Origin of the sequence: Chenggangzhangella methanolivorans, assembly GCF_042648545.1 — a bacterium.
GTDB classification, from domain to species: Bacteria; Pseudomonadota; Alphaproteobacteria; order Rhizobiales; family Methylopilaceae; genus Methylopila; species Methylopila methanolivorans.
Genome location: NZ_JBHRXS010000003.1, coordinates 746,112 through 761,300 on the forward strand (window position 1 = coordinate 746,112; position 15,189 = coordinate 761,300).

A 15,189-nucleotide genomic window follows, 5' to 3' on the forward strand; every position below is an offset into this window, starting at 1 on the left:
CGCCGCGACGTCCGGCCGCTCGCGCATGGCCGGACAATTGCAAACGAGCGCATGGAGAAAGCCGCCATTGCGGCTTAACAAGGCGGACGCGGCGCCAACGGCGCCTTGTCTATCGATTCTGTCGTTTTGGAAGGCGCCATGGCTTCGGAAGACGCTCACCAGCGAAGCATCGTGATCGTCGGAGGCGGGCTCAGCGGATCGCTGCTCGCGCTGCGCGCCATCGAGGATCCGAACAACCGGGTGACGGTGATCGAGAAGGCCGCAGCGCTTGGGCGGGGCGTCGCCTACGGGGCCTGCGACCCCGGCCACATGCTCAACGTGCCGCTGTTCCGCATGGAGCTCGGCCTCGCGCCGACCTTCGAAAGCTGGCTGCGCGAGAACCGGCCGGAAGAAATCAACACCCATGACGGCGGCGAGCGCGACAGCTTCGTCACCCGCCGCTCCTTCGGCGACTACGTGTCGTCGATCGCCGAGGCCGAGACGGTTTCGGGGCGGCTGAAGCGCGTGCGCGGCGACGTCGTCGAGATCGGCCGCGACGACGGACCTTACGTGCTGATGCAGGACGGCCGCGTGATCCGCGGCACCCATGTGGTGCTGGCGACCGGCAACCTGCCGCCCAAGACGCCCCGATTCAGAGACGAGGGCGTGCTCGACTCGCCGGTCTTCATTCCCGACCCTTGGGACCTGCACCGCGACCGCCTGCCGGCGAGCACGGACCCGATCCTCCTGATCGGGACCGGCCTCACAATGGTCGACGTCGCGCTGCGGCTGACGCGCAACGGGCATACCGGCCCGATCATCGCACTGTCTCGCCACGGGCTCCTGCCGGGCCGACATGTCCATGGCGGGCAATGGCCGAACGCCTTCGAGGCCGGCCCGCTGCCGCCCCGCCAGGCTTTTCGGAAGCTGAGGCGCGAGGCAGCCGAAGCGGCGCAGAAGGGCGTGCCGTGGCAGCGCGTGATCGACGCGATCCGGCCGAGCCTCGCGAGCGTCTGGATGTCGTGGAGTCAGACCGACCGCCAGCGCTTCCTGCGCCACTGCCGCACCATCTGGGACGTGCGCCGCCATCGCATGGCGAACGCCGTCGCGGTCCAGATCGACGCGCTGCTCGGGGCCAATCTCGAGATCCGCGCCGGCCGCATCGAGGGGCTGAGGCGCTCCCCCGCCGGCGCGCTCGTGACCGTGCGCCCGCGCGGGAGCCGCGATCTCGTGGAGCTTGAGGTCGCCACCATCATCAACTGCACGGGCCCGCGCTCGTCCTTCGACGACCTCAACGCCCCGGCCTTCATGAAGCTGAAGGAGCGCGGCCTGCTGACGCCCGACGAGCTCGGGCTCGGGGTCAAGACGGTCGGCTGCGCGCTCGTCGACAAATACTCAACCCCCTCCGACTGGCTGTTCGCCATGGGCCCGCTCACCCGGCCGGAATGGTGGGAGATCACGGCCGTCCCGGAGATCTCGGCGCAGAGCCACTTCCTCGCCGACGGCCTCGGGCGGGCGGGACAGCGGTCGCTGCTGCGCGACTTCGTCGATCTCGGCTCCGGCATCTGAGAAGCGGCTTTCGCCGCAAATGCGGCGAAGGACCGCGCGTCGCGCCGGCCGCGCCATGAAAACCAAGGCCGCGCCGGCCGAAATCCGCCGGACCGGCGGGGACGCGGCGCGCGGCTTCCTCGACGGGCCGCCGCCGGGATCGCCGATCCGTCTCGGCGACATGGCGAGCGCCTGAGAACTCAGGCCTCCGGCGGCTTGGAGATCGCGGCGGTTCGGTGGCGGCCGGCGGCGCGAGGAGCGGTTTATGACCGCCGTATTCCAACTTTGGTCGGACCAAACGTACGGGCGTTAACGAATTGATAACGGTTCGTGGCTTGTTTACGGTCCGTTAATGGCCGTCGTCTGATCGGGGGAGCGGGCGGCCAGCATGAAGACGGGGGTTCCCGATATGAACGCTTGGCGCTTCACGCGCGTATCGGCCGTGGCCGCGGTCTCGCTTGCGGCGGCGGCCTGCTCGCAGCAGCCCAGGCTGGCGGCGACGTCAGCCATCCAGCCGGTGAGCTTCACCGCGCAGGACCGCGAATGCATGGCGCGGGCAATGTATTTCGAATCCCACCGCGGCGCCGACGAGGGCATGGTCGCGGTCGGCACCGTGGTGGCCAACCGCAAGGACAGCGGCCGCTGGGGCTCCACGGTCTGCGAGGTCGTCGGCCAGAAGCGCCAGTTCGCGCCGGGCGTCATGACCCGCACCATGGACGGCGAGGCCGCCGAGCGCGCCCGCCGCAACGCCGAGAAGGTGCTCTCGGGCCAGCGCCATCCGGCGCTCAAGACCGCGATGTTCTTCCACACCGCCGGCTACAAGTTCCGCTATCCGAACATGCACTACGTGCTGGTCGCGGGCGGCAACGCCTTCTACGAGAAGCGCGAGGTCGTGACCGCCGAGGACGCGCGCCAGAACGCGAAGTCCAAGGCCCTCGCCCTCGCCTACGCCCGCATCGATCCGACCGGCGCCTCGAAGTCGATCATGGTCGCCTCCAACGACGCCTCCCGTCCGGCCCCGCAGCCGGTCGTCGTCGCGACGGCCCCCGTGGTCCAGCCGACGGTCGCGCCCGCCGCGCCGCAGCTCGCAGCCGTGGCCCCTGCGCCCAAGGCCGCCCCGGCGCCGCAGCTCGCGGCGGCTCCCGCCGCGCCGAAGGCCGTCGTCGCCGCCATCGCGCCCGCCAAGCCTGTCCGCGCCAAGCCGGCCGAAACGCCACTCGCCTTCGCGTCTGCGGACGAGCAGCCGGCGGCCGCCAAGGCCCTCATGCCGACCAAGCGCGTGCTTCAGCCGTCGAAGCTGACGCCTGCGCTCGCCTCGGCCGCGCCGGTCGCGGCCCCGAAGGCGGAGCCTGCGCCCGAGAAGGCCGAGACCGTCGCCGCGGAGCGGTCGCGCTCCTACGCCTACAACGGCGAAGTCGCCGCCGCCTTCGCGGCCTTCGACATGCGCTAGCGGTCAATACGTAGTCGCACGAATGTCGTGCGCCTGCCGATTGGGTTAAGTCTTCGTTCGCCGGGGTCGGGGGGCCTCTGGCGCACTCTTCGAAAAAGGCGTCGCCTTCCGGGCGGCGCCTTTTTCTCGTTCCGGCGCCCGGAAACCTCCCCGAAGCCCATCTGGTCCGACCGCACTAAGTAGTTGCCCGACTGCACCGGCCGCACGTCATCCGCTATTCCTCGCAACCGCCGGGCGCGGCCGAGAAAGACCGCGCCGCCTTTCGGGAGCGCTCGTCATGCGGTTCGCCTGCGCCTGCCTTCTCGCGTCAGCCAGCCTCCTGCTCCCCTCCGCCGCCGGGGCGGCGGTCGTGTGGCAGGGCCTCGCCACGGTCACCGCCGCGACGCCGTCCTGTCGGTCGGACGTCTCCGAGCGCCGCAGCATCGCGGTCGGGACGGTCTTCCGCACGGTGCTGCGACCCAAGAACCTGTCGGACAACGGTCCCGACACGCGCGTCGCCTTCGTCCATGACGGGCAGGCGCATTTCGCGATCATCCTGCCGGGCGGCTCGGCGAGCGGAACCTACGCCTCCTTCGGCGTGACCCATTCGGGCCTGCTGAAGGCCAACGACGCCGCGCCCTACGCCAAGATGGCCATGACGCCGAAGTCGCCGAGCGCGACCACGCCGTTCGTGACCTTCGCGGGCAAGGTCGAGAATTTCATGTTCATTTCGGGATGCACGATCTCGTTCAGCGCCGCCTACGGCCTGCGCCCGTGAGGAGCCACGTCATGCTGAGACCGTTCCTTTTCGCGCTGCCTTTCGCCGCCCTGGCCGCCTCCGGCGCGGAGGCCGAGACCGTGTTCGTCGGCGACTCGCTCGTGCTGTCGACCACGACGACCTGCGGAACCTCGATCGCGGCGGGCGAGACCGCCCGCCTCACCTACCGGCCCGCAGGGGCGAAGCTCGGCAACGGCGGCGACAGCTATCTGGCCTATGTGGCCAATCGTTCGAGCTTCACGATGACGATCGCCGGCGCCGTGTTCGGATCCGGCCAAAACTACGCCGGCCAGAACGTGAGCTCCTATCTCGGCGTCGCCACCATCGTGGGCGGCGTCGTCGGCTGGCAGCAGAGCCCCGCGAAGATCGGGCCCGACACCGAAACGATCGAACTCACGGCGACGCTCGCCAACTACCTGACCATCAAGGGCTGCACCGTCACGATCCGCAGCAACCTGATCCAGGTGAAGTGACCGGCCTGGCCGGCGGAGGGGCGCGCCTCAACCGGGGGGCGCGGCTTCCGCCGGCCGCGGCTTTCTGGCCGCCACCGCCACGCCCGCCAGCACCAGCGCGAAGCCGATCGCGTGGAACACGTAGGGCCGCTCGCCCAGGAACAGGATCGCCATCACGGCGCCGAACACCGGCATCAGGTGGAAGAACGGCCCGGCCCGATTGGCGCCGATGAGCTCGACCCCGCGGATGAAGCAGATGTAGGCGAGCGTCGAGGGGAACACGATCACGTAGCCGAGCGTCGCGAGCGTCACGGCGTCGAAATGCATGACCCGGCCCTGGGAGATCTCCCACAGGAACGCCGGCGTCAGCATCAGCACCCCGAGCCCGACCGTGAAGGTCAGGAACGACAGCCAGTGCATCGCGGGCTTCAGCCGCAGGATCGCGGAATAGAGCGCGTAGATCGCCATCGCGCTCAACATCCAGATGTCGCCGACGTTGAACCTGAGATGCGCGATCGCCGCGGGGTCGCCGCGCGTCAGGATCACCGCGACCCCGACGAGCGAGGTCGCGACGCCGAGCGCCTGCCCGCCGGTCGGCCGCTCCTGGAACAGCGCGAAGCTCCACAGCGCGATGATCAGCGGGCCGGTGGACTGGATCAGCAGGCCGTTGAGAGCTTCGGTGTGCTGCAGGCCCCAATAGGCCATCGTGTTGTAGAAGGCGACGCCGGTCAGCGCCATCAGCGCGAGCCGCCCGGGATGGGCGCGGATCGTCGGCCAGTCGCGCTTGAGATGCGGCCAGGCGAAGCCGATCAGCAGCGCGAAGGATCCAGCCCAGCGCACCCAGGACAGCCCGACCGGCGGAACCTTTCCGGCCGCGAACCTTCCAAGCACGATGTTTCCGGCCCAGAACAGCGAGGTCAGGGAGAGCAGGAGATAGGGCCTGTCGACCACCGACCGGCCCCATCGCGCGAACAGGCTCGGCATCATCGACCCTGGGACTGGCGGTTGCGGCGCCGGAAAAACCGGGCGCCGCGGAGCGCGAAGACGCGCGCGGCGGGACCCGCGCCTATGGAGGGCCTCGACCGGCGCGTCAACGCCCGCCGGCGCAAAACCTGTCGGTCGCTGGCGCACGGGCGCCCTGCGGCCGCGCGGGACGTTAGGGATAACGTCGTCCGACGAAGGACATGCGACGAAGGCGCCGCAGCATAGCGAGGCGGCGGTGATATGATCCGCGATGGTTCGGCGCGCAGGGGGGCGCTCCGATCGCCTCATTTTCTATTGACGGTCCGTCCGGACCGCCGACCACCGATCGCCGGGCCTTCCCCTCCGCCGGCAGAGCCCCGGAGCCGTCGCGTTCGCGCCGCGGCTCCTCGAGGAGCATGCCGCATGACCAACGAAACCTTCGAGCTGTTCGACCTCTGGAGGCGCCAGGCGGCGTTCGCCGGCGGATTCGCCTCGCTCGCGCCTGCGGCCGGCTTCGTGATGGCGACTCGGCTCGCCCGCCTCGCGGTCGAGGGCAGCGCGCCGAGCGCCGGCGGCCTGCGCGAGGCCGAGCGGATGGTCTCGGAGAAGATGGTGGCCGCCGTCGAAGGCGGGGCCGCCGCCGCGCGCGTCCTCACGGGCCTCGTCACGGCCGCGAGTCCGCTCGCCGCCGCGGGCGTGATGATGTCCGCCGGCGAGGCTGCGATGAAGCCCGCTGCGCGTCGCGTGAAGGCGAACGCGCGGCGTCTCGCGCGTCCGTGAACGCCGCTCCGCGCCCTCATCCGAAGGGCGCGCCCACACCGTCATAAATGGTATCCTGATGGGCTCCTGAAGCCTTGCACGGGCGCCTGCGGGCTTCCTGTCACGCGCTTGACAGCTTGCGACAAAGCTCTGATAGACGGACCTAGCCCCCAAGCAACTTGGTCCCGCCCGGCCTCGCCGGGCTTCTCCCGGAGTCCGGGCGCATGAATGGTTTCGAGCAGGCGGCCTGTCACAATCGAGCGATCGCGATGGGATCGCGACGCGGCCCCGCTCGTCCGATCCGCCTGACCGGGACGCGTTCGAGCTCATGACGAAACAGCCTGGTCTCGCAATCGTCGGTCGGTCCTGTCGGCTGCCCGGCGCCAACGACGTCGACGCTTTCTGGCGCTTGCTGGCCGAAGGCCGTTGCGCCGTCACGCAAATCGGCGAAGAGCGCTGGTCTCACGCGCGCTACCTGCATCCCCGAAAGGGCGAGGCGGGCAAGAGCTACACGTTCGCGGCCGGCGTTCTCGACGACATCTGGAGCTTCGATCCGGCGGCCTTCGGCGTGTCGCCGCGCGAGGCCGAGCAGATGGATCCGCAGCAGCGCCTGGCGCTGAAGCTCGTCTGGGAAGCGCTTGAAGACGCAGGAATTCCGCCCTCTTCGATCGCCGGCAGCGAGACCGGCGTCTATGTCGGCGCGTCCGCGCTCGACTACGGCAACCGCATCATTTTCGATCCGTCGTCGGCCGACGCCTATTTCGCGACCGGAAACACGCTCTCGATCGTATCAAATCGTATTTCGTACATTTACGATCTGCACGGTCCGAGCTTCACCGTCGACACCGCCTGTTCGTCGTCGCTCGTCGCCCTCAACGAGGCCGTCGCGGCGCTCCGCGCGGGGCGCATCGAGCGCGCCGTGGTGGTGGGCGTTTCGATCCTCGCCAGCCCCTTCCCGTTCATCTCGTTCGCGCAGGCCACGATGCTGTCGCCGCGCGGCCGCTGCCACGCCTTCGACGCCTCCGGCGACGGCTATGTGCGCGCCGAGGGCGGCGTCGCGATGGTGCTTGAGCGCGCCGACGTCGCGCGCGCCGCGCGCCGTCCGATGCGCCTGATGATCGCGGGTTCCGGCGTGAACTCCGACGGCCGCACCGTCGGCATGTCGCTGCCCTCTGCCGAGGCCCAGCTCGGCCTGCTCGAGCGCGTCTATGTCGAGGCCGGCGTCGATCCCGACAGCCTCGCCTTCATCGAGGCGCACGGAACGGGCACGCGCGTCGGCGATCCGGCCGAGGCCAACGCCATCGGCGCGGCGATCAAGAAGCGCACCATCGGCAAGCTGCCGATCGGCTCGGTGAAGACCAATGTCGGCCATCTCGAGCCGGCCTCGGGCCTCGTCGGCCTGCTGAAGGTCGACCTCGCGCTCGAGAACGATTTGCTCCCGGCGAGCCTGCACGTCACCGAGCTCAACCCGGACATTCCCTTCGACGAGCTGAAGCTGCACGTCGCGACGCAGGCGGTTCCGCTCGCCCGCGGAAGCGCGCCGCGCTTCGCCGGCGTCAACTCCTTCGGCTTCGGCGGCACCAACGCCCATGTCATCGTCAGCGACCCGAGCCCCGAGGACCGCGCCGGCCGCGCCGCGCCGCGCGTCGTCGAGGCCGACGGCCGCACGCCCGTGCTCGCGCTCTCGGCGCGCTCGCGCGAGGCGCTGACGGCGCTCGCCGCCTCCTACTCCAAGACGCTTGAGGGCCGCGACGCCGCTTCGGCCCGCCACGTGGCGTCGAGCGTCGCGCAGACGCGCGACCTGCTCTCGCGCCGCCTCGTTCTCGAGAGCGACGATGCGACCACCTGGGCCGAGACGCTGAAGGCGATCGCCGAAGGCGGCGAGGCCAAGGGCGCGGCGATCGAGCAGTCGGTCGGCCGCGAGGCTCCGGTCGCCTTCGCGTTCGCCGGCAACGGCTCGCAGTGGCCCGGCATGGGCAAGAAGCTCTATGAGACCAACCCGACGTTCCGGGACAAGGTCGACGAGATCGACGGTCACTTCAAGAAGATCGCCAGCTTCTCGATCGTCGAGGCGATGTTCGCCGACGACGTCGCCGACAAGCTGAAGCGCGCCGAATACGCCCAGCCGATCCTGTTCTCGGTGCAGGTCGGCATGGTGGCGGCGCTCCAGGCCGCGGGCGTGACGCCCGACATGGTGCTCGGCCATTCGGTCGGCGAAGTCGCGGCCGCGCACGCTTCCGGCGCGCTCTCGCTCGCCCAGGCCGTCGAGGTCATCCATTCCCGCTCGGTCCACCAGGAGATCGCCTGGAAGGCCGGCGTGATGGCGGCCGTTCTGATGCCCGCCGACGAGGTCCAGAGCCTGCTCGACGAGGGCGGGTTCAAGGGCGTCGAGATCGCGGCCGTCAATTCGGAGCGCTCCATCACCGTCTCGGGCCCCGAGGACGAGATCAAGGCGCTGTCGAAGTTCGCCCGCACCAAGCGCGTGCCGGTCCGCGTGCTCGACATCGACTATCCGTTCCACACCGGACTCATCGACGGCGTGCGCGAGCCGCTCGCCAAGGACCTCAAGGGCATGAAGGCCCGCGCCGCCGAGCGCCCCTTCGTGTCGAGCGTCCACGGCGCGGTGACCGACGGCGCCAAGCTCGACGCCGACTACTGGTGGGCGAACGTGCGCCAGCCGGTGCTGTTCTCGGCCGCCGTCGAGGCGGCGCTTCAGGCCGGCGCCCGCGTCTTCGTCGAGATCGGCCCGCGCACCGTGCTGCAGACCTATCTCGCCGACGGGCTCAACACCGCCGAGATGACCGGTGGCGTGGTGGCCTGCGACGACCACAGCGCGGCCGAGCATGACCCGATCCGCCGGGCGCTCGCGCGCGTCGTCGCCAAGGGCGGCCGCGTCGACCGCGAGGCGGCGTTCGGCCGGCTCAGCGGCCCGGCGCTGCGTCTGCCGACCTATCCGTGGCAGGAGACCTCGTTCGCGGTCGGCGTCACGGGCGAGGCCCAGTCGTTCTATCGCGGCTACGACGCCCATCCTCTTATCGGGTCGAGGCTTCGCGCCGATTCCGACGAGTGGACCCTCCATCTCGACCCGGACCTCTCGCCGCTGATCGCCGACCACAAGGTCGGCGGGCGAGTCGTCGTGCCGGGCGCGGCGCTCGCCGAAATGGCGCTCGCGGCCGGCCGGGCCTGGCTCGGCCAGGAGCAGGTCGAGCTCGCGGACTTCGAGATCCCGCACGCGCTGACCCTCGACCCCGAGCACATCACCGAGGTGAAGACCCGGCTTTCGCCCGAAAGCCGCACCGTCGAGATCATGAGCCGTCCGCGCCTGCGCGACGACGGCTGGGTGGTGCACGCGCTCGGCCGCATCTCGCCGATGCCGACCGCCGACATCCACATGCCGGCCGCCCCTGAAGGCGAGCCCGAGCTCTACGCCGGCGCCGGCCTCTACGAGCAGGCGCTGACCTACGGCCTCGACTTCGGCCCGGCGTTCCAGAACGTCGAGAGCGTGAAGCGCTACGGCTACGAGCGCCTCTCGGTGCAGCTCAAGCCATACGCCGACCGCGTCGGCCAGATGGACGCGCGCTTCGGCCTTCATCCGGCGCATTTCGACGCCTGCTTCCACTCGCTGCTGACGCTGTTCGGCGCGCATGGCGTGCGGCCGGACGTCACCTATCTGCCGATGCGCTTCGGCCAACTGCGGCTCTACAAGCCGGGCGTTCCGCTCGCCGGCGCCGAGGTGGTGATCCGCCGTCTCTCGCCGCGTTCGATCGACGCCGTCTTCACCTTCCTCGACGAGGCGGGCGAGGTCGTCGCGATCCTCTCCGACGCGCGCTTCCGCGCCGTGACGCTCGCGCGCCGCACGCCGCTCGATCGTCTGGCCTATCACGTCGCCCCGGCGCTGATCGCGCCGGCCGGGGACGCCTCCGAGCCGGTCGCGGCTTCGGCGCTCGCCGCGCTCGCTTCGTCGCTCGGGCTCGTGGGCTCGGACGAGGACGAGCGTCCCGAGGACGACCTGCTGCTCGAGGCCTTCGCGATCGCGGCGGCCCATGAGGCGGTGTCGGCCCTCTTCGGACGCAAGCGCGAGGGCGCGATCGCCGCGCTCGTGAAGAAGGGCAAGCTCGCCGAGGCTTCGGTCGCGCTCGCCAACCGCCTTCTCGGCCTGCTGGAGGAGCGCGGCCACGCCTCGCTGAACGGCGAGACCTGGACGGTCGTGGCCAAGACCGGTCTGCCGGCTGCGGTCGAGATCCTGCGCGCCGTGCTCGCCGACCATCCCGACCGCGGCGCGGAAGTGGTGCTCGCCACCCGCGCGGCCTCGCTGCTGCCCAAGATCCTGAAGGACGGCCCGCGCGAGAAGCCCTACGGCTCCTCGACCGTCGGCCACGCCGGCGGCGGCGCGCCGCTGGTCTCGTTCGGCGCCAAGGCGCTCGCCAAGCTCGTGGCCGAGCACGTCGCCAAGGCCCCGGCCGACCGGCCGATCCGCATCCTCGAGATCGCGGCCGGCTCCGGCGCGCTCACCCGCGCGCTCGCGCCGCTCGCCGAGAATCCGCGCGTGACGCTCGCCGTCACCGATCCGGACGCGACCGTCGCCGAACGTCTGCGCTTCGCCTTCGCGAGCCTGCCGAACGTCACGGTCGAGGCGTTCGACCCGGCCAACGAGGCGAGCGCCGGACACAGCGCCGACCTCATCGTCGGCGCGCTCGCCTGGGGCGCCTCCACCGCGAGCCCGGAGGCGATCCGGCGTCTCGCCGCCCATCTCGACGACGGCGGCCTACTGGCGCTCGCAGCGCTCGAGCCGACGCCGTTCCTCGACGTCGTGTTCGGCCTGCAGACCGGCTGGTTCTCGCGCTCGGCCTCGGACGACTTCCCGATCGGCGACGCCCGTTCGGCCGAAGACTGGCGCGCCGACCTCGCGGACGCCCGCCTCGTCGACGCGACCGTGGCGTCACTCGCCGACGCCCGTTCGCCCACCAACCTCATCCTCGCGGCCAAGCGCCGGAGCTCCGGCGCCGCAGAGCTGACGGCCGCCGGAAAGGCGCGCGCCACGGTGTTGGTCTCCGAGGCCTCCGGGCCTCTCGCTGGCGCCATCGCCCGCGCGCTCGAAGCTCAGGGCCGCACCGTCGACCCGCGGCCCTTCGGCGGCGCGTCGAACGGTTCGGCGGTCTGGGGCGAAACGCCCGATCTCGGCCTCGCCGCCGCGCCGAAGAACGCGAGCGAGCCCGTCGCCGACGTCATCGTGGTGCTGGACGGCTCCGAGGTCGACGGCTCCGCGGCCGTCACCGAACGCTCGGGCCGCCTCCTCGGCCTCACCCGCGCGGCTCAGGCCGCCGGCGCCCGCCTCTGGGTCGTGGCCGAGGGCTCGCTTGCGGGCGCGCTCGGCCAGCCCCGCGACCGGCTCGACAACGCCGCGATCGGCGGCTACCTGCGGGTCGTCCGCAACGAGTTCCGCGGCACCGACATCCGCCTCGTGGACGTCGCGCTCGACGCCAAGGCCGCGGGTCTTGCGGTCGCGGCCGAGATCGCCGAGCCGCGCGCGGACACCGAAATCGCCATCGGCCCCGAGGGCGTCAGCGCGCCGCGCCTGCGCCCCGGCCTGCCGAAGCTCCCCGTCAAAGCCGCGACGGGCGGCCATCGCGTCGCCGCGCTGGAAGCGGGTCGCGAGGGCGGCCTCGACGACCTCGGCTGGCGCGCCGCCCCCGAGCGCGCGCCGGGCGAAGGCGAGATCGCGGTCGAGGTCTCGGCCACGGGCCTCAACTTCCGCGACGTGATGTGGGCGCTCGGGCTCCTGCCCGAAGAGGCGCTCGAAGACGGCTTTTCGGGTCCGGGCCTCGGCATCGAGTGCGCGGGCGTGGTGACGGCCGTCGGCCCGGGCGTGAAGCGCCTCAAGGTCGGCGACCGCGTCTCGGCCTTCGCGTCGGGCTCCTTCGCCTCGCGCGTCGTGACCTCGGAGCTCGCGGCCGCGAAGCTGCCGGACGGCATCTCGTTCGAGGAAGGCGCGACCATCCCGGTCTGCTTCCTCACCTCCTACTACGCGCTCGTCGAGCTCGCCCGCATCAAGCGCGGCGAGTGGGTGCTGATCCATGGCGGCGCCGGCGGCGTCGGCTTGGCCGCGCTCCAGATCGCGCTGTGGAAGGGCGCCAAGGTCATCGCGACCGCGGGCTCCGACGAGAAGCGCGACCTGCTGCGCGGGCTCGGCGCGACCCACGTGCTGTCGAGCCGCAGCCTCGACTTCGTGGACGAGGCCAAGCGGCTCACGGGCGGCGTCGGCGTCGACGTGGTTCTGAACTCGCTGTTCGGCGAAGCGATGGAGCGCTCGCTCCAGACGCTGCGTCCGTTCGGCCGGTTCCTCGAGCTCGGCAAGCGCGACTACTACGCCAATTCGCGCCTCGGCCTGCGGCCGTTCCGCCGCAACATCAGCTATTTCGGCATCGACGCCGACCAGCTGTTCATCTATCGCCGCGACCTCGGCGAGAAGCTGTTCACCGACGTGCTGAAGCTGTTCGGCAAGGGCGTGTTCGCGCCGCTGCCCTACCGCGTGTTCGAGGCCGACGAGATCCGCGACGCCTTCCGGCTGATGCAGCAGTCCGGCCACATCGGCAAGATCGTGGTCCGCCCGCTCGACCCCGCGAAGCTCCCGGCCGAGGAGCCCACGGGCTGGAAGCCGGCGGAGGGCGTGCATGTCATGATCGGCGGCCTCGGCGGCTTCGGCATGGCCACCGCCGAATGGCTCGTCGGCCGCGGCGCCAAGAAGCTCGCGCTGCTCGGCCGCTCCGGCGACAAGGCTCAAGGAGCCAAGGACGGCGTGAAGCGCCTCCGCGACGCCGGCGCCGAGGTGAAGGTCTTCGCCTGCGACGCTTCCGACGAGGCGGCGCTCAAGAAGGCTCTCGACGAGACCCGTAAGGAGCTCGGACCCATCGGCGGCATGTGGAACGTCGCCATGGTGCTGCGCGACTCGCTGCTCGCCAATCTCGACGCCGAGAACTTCACCGAGGCGCTCAAGCCCAAGATTGACGCCGCGGCGGCGATGGAGAAGCTGACCGCCAACGACCCCGTCGGCGACTTCGTGGTCTATTCCTCGGCCACCACCGTCATCGGCAATCCGGGCCAGTCGAACTACGTGGCGGCCAACTCCTGGCTCGAGGCGCTCATGCGCAAGCGTCGCGCGGCCGGAAAGCCCGGCCTCGCGATCGCCTGGGGCGCCCTCGGCGACGTCGGCTATCTCGCCCGCACCGGCGAGGTGAAGGAGAAGATCCAGAAGCGTCTCGGCTATGCGACGCTCTCTGGCGCGGAGGCTCTCGAAGGCCTCGGCCGCGTGCTCGCCCAGGGCGACATGCGGCTCGAGACCGGCGTCGTGACAATCGCCCCGATCGACTGGGGCCAGGCGCGCCGCGACCTCGCTTATCTCAGCAGCCCGACCTTCACGCAGGTGCTGGCCGACGCCGAGATGGGTCCGCAGGACAGCGGCGAGCAGGTCGACCTTGCGGCGCTCGTGCGCGGCAAGGACGCCCGCGAGGCGCGCGACATCGTGGCCGAGGCGCTGACCAGCGAGGTGGCCCGCATCCTGAAGCTTCCGGCCAAGGAGATCTCGCCGCAGCGTCCGCTCGCCGAGCTCGGCATGGACAGCCTCATGGGCCTCGAGCTGCGCATGTCGGTCGAGCGCCGCTTCGACATCGACCTGCCGCTCGTCGCCATCGGCGACTCGACGACGCTGCTCACGATCGCCCAGACGATCGTGTCCCGCATCCATGAGCCGGACGCGGGCGAGGCTGCGGCCGTCAACTCCGACCTTGCGGCCCGCCACATCGGCGACGACGTCGACCACGCCGAACTCGCCGAGTTCAGCGAGGCGGTCGAGGCCCGCAGGCTTTCGATGGGACGCGCGAACGCATGAGCTCACGGCGTGGCATCGGAGCGCTGTCGCGCTCCGCGAAGGACGGAATCCTGGGCGCGATCCGCGCCCAGCCGAAGGTGGAAGCCGAACGGCCCGCGGGCCCGTCGCCGACCGTCGTGACGCGGCGCGCCAAGCGCGGCGACCGCTTCGCCGACCTTCAGGAGCTGAAGGACGTCAAGACCCAGCAGGCGGTCGCGGACCTGATCGGCGTCCAGAACCCGTTCTTTCGCATGCATGACGGCTGCGCGGGCGCGACCACGCATATCGACGGCAAGACCGCGATCAACTTCGCGTCCTACAACTATCTCGGCCTCAACGGGCACCCGGAAGTCCGCGACGCCGCCAAGGCCGCGATCGACCATTACGGCGTGTCCTGCTCGGCGAGCCGGCTGGTGGCGGGCGAGCGCCCGATCCACCGCGAGCTCGAGCACAAGATCGCGGGCTTCTACGGCGTCGACGACGCGGTCGTGTTCGTGTCGGGCCACGCCACCAACGTCGCGGCGATCGGCCACCTGATGCGCTCCGGCGACCTCATCGTCTATGACGCGCTCGCCCATAACTCGATCGTCGTGGGCGCGACGCTGTCGGGCGCCGACCGGCGCATGTTCGCCCACAACGACCTCGACGCGCTGGAAGAAATCCTCGTGCGCCAGAGCCACTCCTACGAGCGGGTTCTGGTCGCGGTCGAGGGTCTCTATTCGATGGACGGCGACTTCCCGGACCTCCAGCGGCTTGTGAAGATGCGCGACCGCTACGGCTTCTGGCTGATGGTCGACGAGGCGCATTCGCTCGGCGTGCTGGGCGCGACCGGCGGCGGCATCGCGGAAGAATGCGGCGTCGACCCGAAGGACGTCGACATCTGGATGGGCACGTTGTCGAAGACCATGTCGGGCTGCGGCGGCTACATCGCCGGCTCCCACAGCCTCGTCGAGTACCTGAAGTTCTCCGCCCCGGGCTTCGTCTATTCGGTCGGCATGCCGCCGGCGGTCGCCGCCGCCGCCATCGCCTGCCTCGACATCCTCAAGCGCGAGCCCGACCGCGTCGCGAAGCTGCGCGCCAATGGCGAGCGCTTCGTCGAGAAGGCCAAGGAGGCCGGCCTCGACGTCGGCGACGCCAGCGGCACCGCGATCGTGCCGGTGATGGTGGGCGACAGCCTCCGCGCCGTCCACCTCGCAAACCGCCTCCTGGAGCGCGGCGTCAACGCGCTGCCGATCGTCCATCCGGCGGTGCCCGAACGTTCGGCGCGGCTTCGGTTCTTCATCACCTCCGACCATTCCTTCGAGCAGATCGACGAGGCGGTGGCGCTGACGGCGGAAGAGCATCACGGTCTCGCCAAGGCCGGCTTCGGCATCAAAATGGCGGCTGCGCTCGCCAAGGCGACGCGGCCGGGCTGATC

Annotated in this window: 8 protein-coding genes; 7 read left to right on the plus strand and 1 reads right to left on the minus strand. The window is 70.8% G+C overall.

The genetic code is table 11. The features are described from left to right. Positions 1-138: 138 nt before the first annotated feature. The 4 genes from ACFOWB_RS03870 to ACFOWB_RS03885 all read left to right on the plus strand — a co-directional run bounded on the left by ACFOWB_RS03870 (position 139) and on the right by ACFOWB_RS03885 (position 4,207). The gene (locus tag ACFOWB_RS03870) at positions 139-1,548 is read left to right on the plus strand and encodes an FAD/NAD(P)-binding protein (protein WP_261401245.1); all 1,410 of its coding nucleotides are present in this window, start codon (positions 139-141) and stop codon (positions 1,546-1,548) included. 388 nt (positions 1,549-1,936) lie between these two features. Next, a complete protein-coding gene (locus tag ACFOWB_RS03875; protein WP_261401244.1) occupies positions 1,937-2,977 on the plus strand; it encodes a cell wall hydrolase in 1,041 nt (346 codons plus the stop codon). Between the two features lie 277 nt (positions 2,978-3,254). Beyond that, a complete protein-coding gene (locus ACFOWB_RS03880; RefSeq protein WP_261401243.1) occupies positions 3,255-3,734 on the plus strand; it encodes a hypothetical protein in 480 nt (159 codons plus the stop codon). A gap of 11 nt (positions 3,735-3,745) precedes the next feature. Next, a complete protein-coding gene (locus ACFOWB_RS03885; RefSeq protein ID WP_261401242.1) occupies positions 3,746-4,207 on the plus strand; it encodes a hypothetical protein in 462 nt (153 codons plus the stop codon). 27 nt (positions 4,208-4,234) lie between these two features. Here ACFOWB_RS03885 and ACFOWB_RS03890 read toward each other — a convergent pair whose 3' ends face one another. Further along, positions 4,235-5,170, minus strand: a complete 936-nt coding sequence (locus ACFOWB_RS03890; protein ID WP_261401241.1) for a DMT family transporter — start codon at positions 5,168-5,170, stop codon at positions 4,235-4,237. Between the two features lie 402 nt (positions 5,171-5,572). Between ACFOWB_RS03890 and ACFOWB_RS03895 the strand changes: the two genes are divergently transcribed. The 3 genes from ACFOWB_RS03895 (at position 5,573) to ACFOWB_RS03905 (ending at position 15,187) form a co-directional block, all read left to right on the plus strand. Next, positions 5,573-5,929 (plus strand): hypothetical protein, encoded by a 357-nt coding sequence (locus ACFOWB_RS03895; RefSeq protein WP_261401240.1) that lies wholly within the window; start codon positions 5,573-5,575, stop codon positions 5,927-5,929. Between the two features lie 307 nt (positions 5,930-6,236). After that, on the plus strand, positions 6,237-13,793 hold the full coding sequence (locus ACFOWB_RS03900; protein WP_378145776.1) for an SDR family NAD(P)-dependent oxidoreductase: 7,557 nt from the start codon (positions 6,237-6,239) through the stop codon (positions 13,791-13,793). Next, entirely contained in the window at positions 13,790-15,187 is a 1,398-nt protein-coding gene (locus tag ACFOWB_RS03905) for an aminotransferase class I/II-fold pyridoxal phosphate-dependent enzyme (protein ID WP_261401238.1), read from the plus strand. Before ACFOWB_RS03900 ends, ACFOWB_RS03905 begins: the two co-directional genes overlap by 4 nt. Positions 15,188-15,189 lie beyond the last annotated feature (2 nt).